Origin of the sequence: Arsenophonus sp. ENCA (assembly GCF_002287155.1) — a bacterium.
GTDB classification, from domain to species: Bacteria; Pseudomonadota; Gammaproteobacteria; order Enterobacterales; family Enterobacteriaceae; genus Arsenophonus; species Arsenophonus nilaparvatae.
Genome location: NZ_NHNG01000746.1, coordinates 1 through 1,691 on the forward strand (window position 1 = coordinate 1; position 1,691 = coordinate 1,691).

The window sequence follows — 1,691 nt, forward strand, 5'->3', positions numbered from 1 at the left end:
ATCGAGAAGTTAAACAAAATTGTGGTATTGAACGCTGTCAGGCTCGCACGAGCCGAGCGCAAAGAAATCATATTTTTCTCGCTATTTCTGCGTGGTTTGAACAACATAAACGTCGTATATCTGAAAAAATAACCCTTTATCAACAAAATTGGGACGTAATCAAAAATGCTATTGCTGAGCACATCCGTGTTTTATTAGCGTACCCAAATTAGTTTTGTGCGAAACTCGTGTATATAGAAGAAAAGTCTGGAGAAATGGCTTGCCTGGCTGTACATCCTGACTATCGTAATTTATCAAGAGGTGAAAAACTGCTTAAACACATTACTCTACAAACCAAAAATTTAAATTTAGAAAAACTTTTTGTATTAACAACCCGAAGTACTCACTGGTTTCTAGAAAGAGGATTTTTCCCCGCAAAAGTTGATATGTTGCCAATAAAAAACAAGCGCTTTATAATTATCAACGATGCTCAAAAATTTTAATACTTAATCTTAATTAAATACCATAAAAATTAATTAAAAATTTAATTAATAAACCCAATTACAATAAAAAATGCACTATTTAAATAAATAACGTTTTCTATTACTCTTAAACAAAAAATATCGGCTCCTCTCTATTTAACGAAGAGAAGAGCCGAAAATAAAATAACGGTTAATTAATTATTTTTTATTGCTGCTGCCGCTGCTTTTGATATAAACCATCACGCACATTCCACATAGTTGAAAAATGCTTAACCATTGTACTGTCGGTCCTCCTCTATTTTCAGCCACACTACCAATATTTAATGCCTGAGCATAGACGGTCGAGTCCAAAGGAGTGCTAGGAGCAACTGATAGAAGACTCTTCACAAAACCTATCCCTCTATATTTAATTGCCGCTAGTTGGTCATCACTTGGATTTTCTATAGAAAAATTTTCTACAGGAAAAGCTCCGCAAATGTTATTAGTCTTAATTTTTGCCCGGTCTATTTGTACCACTATATCACTCGTTGAAAAATCATTAACAATCCCGACAGCTAATCCAGCTCGATAAAACCTGTCAGCTTGCTCCGTAGATTGAGATGTATTGGCAATAGTTAGAAGATATTCATTACTTTTAATTACCTCAAATAAATCATTTTCCTTTTCTTTTACCGCAAGTAGATCAATACTAGAATTTCCTACGGTTTTTAATTGAGAGCTAAGTTTATTCTCTGTATTCGTAGTCGTATCGATTTGTGCAGATGCAACCTGTTGATTAACTATTTGAGATGAATAATTGCCAATCTGAGATGTTGAATTTAACATTTTATTTGTATCCTCCCATTGAATAAGAATAAATCGCAAAGATATTTTGCAGCATCTCAAATATCAATCATTTATACTTCTAAAAAACAATCAATAGCAGAATTAAAATAATTGATAGCAATAACTTACTAATTAATTAAAGCAAAAACTAAATTTATATATCACAATACTTCAATCCAGTTTGCTAAAATTAAATATTTATTATTTTTTACTTTTATCACTAATGGGCACCTCGAAAAACCTAAGCCGAGTTTGATTTTGCTGATAAAGTTATCGGAAGCTGGTCTACTGAGCTAACCACCATGAAGAAACGCAGCGCCATTAAGAATGACCTCTTTGCAAACCAGTATCACCAACAGACGATCGACAAGTTGGGTGACCCGCTGGTCAAGATCGAAACCTGTA

1 protein-coding gene and 2 pseudogenes are annotated in these 1,691 nt (G+C 33.4%); 2 read left to right on the forward strand and 1 reads right to left on the reverse strand.

What is annotated here, in order from left to right; all coding sequences use genetic code 11:
- A pseudogene (locus CBG25_RS19380) lies at positions 1-212 on the forward strand (hypothetical protein); the annotation flags it as partial.
- A gap of 3 nt (positions 213-215) precedes the next feature.
- Positions 216-499: pseudogene (locus CBG25_RS19385) on the forward strand (GNAT family N-acetyltransferase); the annotation flags it as partial.
- A gap of 160 nt (positions 500-659) precedes the next feature.
- Here CBG25_RS19385 and CBG25_RS19390 read toward each other — a convergent pair.
- The gene (locus CBG25_RS19390) at positions 660-1,286 is read right to left on the reverse strand and encodes a hypothetical protein (RefSeq protein ID WP_290608695.1); all 627 of its coding nucleotides are present in this window, start codon (positions 1,284-1,286) and stop codon (positions 660-662) included.
- Positions 1,287-1,691: the final 405 nt, after the last annotated feature.

Coding starts and splice junctions, on each gene's coding strand:
- CBG25_RS19390 (WP_290608695.1), bottom strand. CDS start 1,286: ATGTTAAATTCAACATCTCAGATTGGCAATTATTCATCTCAAATAGTT.